A 3,169-nucleotide genomic window follows, 5' to 3' on the forward strand; every position below is an offset into this window, starting at 1 on the left:
CGTTCGACGCTGATCGATCAGGGTGTTGAGGAGCGCGGCAGCGGTCGCCGAGTCATCGACGGTCACCGCGAAGTCCCGTCCGCCGGAGAGCCTTGCCACGATCCCCTCGCCGGAACGGATCATGACGCCGGTACGCCCGGGGCTGATCCGGTAGCCCCAGCCCCCGTACTCGGCCAGGGCCTTGATGTTATGGCTGCTCGCCGCCTCGATCCTGTCGAGCGGGACTTTTATACGCGGCCACGGCAGCACCCCGGACACCGTGATGCCGCGCCGGTCCACCGATACGTACGGACGGGCGAAGCTCGCGAAGAGCACCCCCACGAGAAGCGCCGGAACCGCCGCGATCCAGCTCGCGGTGAACATCAGGGCGATCCCGCCCCCGAGCACGACGAGCGCGAGCGGCGGCAGCCACCAGGTCCCGGCACTGCGCGCCCACCCCGCGACCTCCCCGTCGGCCAGCGCGATCCGTGCGCCGTCACCGGCCGGCCCGCCACCGGCGGGCTCCTCCGGTGCGGGAAGGAGGGCGGCGAGCAGCAGACCGAGCCCAAAGGCGAGCGCGGTGACTCCCAGGGCCGCGGCCATGTGCCACATCGGGAACGAGACACCCTGCGCCCGGCCCTGCGCGTCCTCGGTGGCATCCACGTTGACGAGCATGACGACCGCCATCAGGTAGCCGAGGCCTCCGGCGAGGGCATAGCCACTGGCGACGAGCGTCCGGTACCCGCGGGCGGTGAACTTCCTCGCGACCGACATCAGGGCCCACAGGGCGCCGGTCCCGACGAACAGGACCGCGATGACCGCGACGTACGAGCCCTGGCTCGCATGGTCGTCCACTTGGCCGTCGCCCACGAAGTGGCTGGCCAGCTGCGCGGGCAGCCGGTCACGGCGGGCGGCGAAAAGGATGAGGTCGGCGGCGGGAGCGAGCACGAACGGCAGCACGGCAACGGCCACACGGCCGACATTCCTACGATTCATCGAAACCTCCATTGTTTGCATGTTAGTAGAACAATGGAGGTGTGGCAATGCGGAACCCGCCTGACGGTGACGCACTGTCAGGCGGGTTCGGGTGGTGAGTCGGTTCGGGCGCTGAGCGGTCGGGCGGTCGGGCGGGTTCGAGCAGTCAGGCCAGTTCGAGCGGGAACGCACCGCGGTGGCCGGTGCCCGCGCCCGCCGCCGGCCTGGGCTCGAACTCCGGGCAGCTCCAGGTCTCCTGGACGAAACCGCTGCGCCGGTCCCAGAGATCGAGGACATCGCCCTGGCCGTCCGCGCCGCGGTAGGCGTCCTTGGCACCCCGGAAGCAGGCGAGACCGCCGGAGAGGCCGCGGCCGGGCGCCGGGAAGTAGTCCGAGAAGGCGCAGGCTATACAGGTCTGGAGCCGTACTCCGGGCGGAAGAACCCGCTGGATGGTGGCGAGTGCGGACCCGAAGTCGCTCTCGGCCCGATGGGACCGGAAGCCCGCTCCGCCGAACTGCAGCTCCAGGTAGAGGTACGGGTCCGGCCTGCGCAGGGACAGCAGGCAGCTGAGCCTCGCCTGCTGGGCCACCCCGTCCGCGATGACCGGGAACGGCAGGTCCCATTCCAGGACGCAGTCGTTGAGCACGCCGTCCGCCAGGGCGAACATCTCGCCCTGGTCCGGCGTACCCGCCACGGGGCGGAGACCGTCGAAGCTTTCGCCCTCGAAGTCGACGCCCCGGATACGGAGGCGGAGTTGCTGTCCGTCGGTGGTGAGGATGACGGCATCGGATCCCTGCCGGTCCCGGTACCACCCTGCCCACGACTCATCTGTCATGGGCAGGGACTGTAGCCCGTGCCTCCGACACTCCCCCTGCCGCCCTCCACTTCCCCGCGCGGGCCCTGTGACCTCGGCCGATCATCAACCCGCCCGCCGGAGTCCGCCCATCGCGTCCCGCTCCTTCGCCTCACGCCCCTTCACATCACGTGGCTTCACATCACGTGGCTTCACATCACGTGGCTTCACATCACGTGGCTTCACATCACGTCCTCCACGTCACGCCCCTTCGTTCAGTGCGCCCGGCGGGTGACGAACTCCGCCAGGGCCAGGAGATCGCCCGCCGCGGACAGATCGGGCACCGCGCGGGACAGGTGGTGCACGGCGCGGGCCATCCGGTCCGCTGCGTACATCTGCGCCCAGTCACGGCCGCCGGCCCGGTCGACGGCGTCGGACGCACGGCTCACCTCGCCGGCCGTGTTCATGGCACCGCGGTAGAGCGCGGCGAGCTCCATGGCCGCCGGGGTGCCGGAATTGAGTGCGGCGACCACGGGCAGCGACTTCTTGTGGGCGGCGAGATCGGCGCCGACCGGCTTCCCGGTCTGGGCCGGGTCACCCCAGATGCCGATGAGGTCGTCGATGAGCTGGAAGGCCAGCCCCGCCTCCCGGCCGAAACCGTCCATCGCTCCGACGCCCCGCTCGTCCGCGCCCGCGTAGAGCGCACCCAGCGCGCAGGCGCAGCCGAGCAGCGCGCCCGTCTTGGCCGTGGCCATGACCAGGCACTCGTCCAACGAGATCTCGTCCGGGCCGCGTTCCTCGAAGGCGCAGTCGGCCTGCTGGCCCGCGCACAGCTCGATGACGCAGGTCGAGAGCCGGGCCGAGGCGCGCGACGACACCGCACGGGCGTCCTCGGCGAGCAGCCGCTGGGCGAGGGCCAGCATGGCGTCGCCCGCGATGACGGCGTCCGGGATACCGAAGACCGCCCAGGCCGTGGCGCGATGGCGACGGGTCCGGTCCTCGTCGATGACGTCGTCGTGCAGCAGGGTGAAGTTGTGGGCCAGTTCGACGGCGACGGCCGCCCGCACGGCGTCCCGGGGGTCGCCTCCGAGCGCCCGGGTGGCGGCCAACACGAGCGCGGGCCTGATCGCCTTGCCCGCGCCGCCCGCGGCCGGGCTTCCGTCGGCGTGCTGCCAGCCGAAGTGGTACATGGCGACGCGCCGGATCGATCCGGGCAGCGAGGCTACCGCCGCCCGCAGGTGGGGGTCGACGAGGGATCGGGTGTACTCCAGAAGAGCTGCGGCCTCGTTGCCCTCGGTCGCGGCATCCGTATGGGTCATGGTCAATCGGTCACCCCGGTCGTTGTCGTCCCGGCCGGGTCGCTGTCGCTCCGGGCCGGGGACGTGGGTGGTTGCTGTGGGTACTGCGGACCGTGGCCCGTGG

At 71.3% G+C, this 3,169-nt stretch carries 3 protein-coding genes; all 3 read right to left on the reverse strand.

Features of this window, described 5'->3' with window-relative positions; translation table 11 throughout:
- Window positions 1-975 (reverse strand): SdpI family protein (locus J1C73_RS19885; RefSeq protein ID WP_207317595.1); only part of this gene is annotated, 975 nt, incomplete at its 3' end.
- A gap of 145 nt (window positions 976-1,120) precedes the next feature.
- Entirely contained in the window at window positions 1,121-1,789 is a 669-nt protein-coding gene (locus J1C73_RS19890; RefSeq protein ID WP_123461579.1) for a DUF6304 family protein, read from the reverse strand.
- Window positions 1,790-2,022: 233 nt separating this feature from the next.
- On the reverse strand, window positions 2,023-3,066 hold the full coding sequence (locus J1C73_RS19895; protein ID WP_207317596.1) for a family 2 encapsulin nanocompartment cargo protein polyprenyl transferase: 1,044 nt from the start codon (window positions 3,064-3,066) through the stop codon (window positions 2,023-2,025).
- Window positions 3,067-3,169 lie beyond the last annotated feature (103 nt).

Source organism: Streptomyces laculatispora (genome assembly GCF_017353455.1).
Lineage (GTDB): Bacteria > Actinomycetota > Actinomycetes > Streptomycetales > Streptomycetaceae > Streptomyces > Streptomyces laculatispora.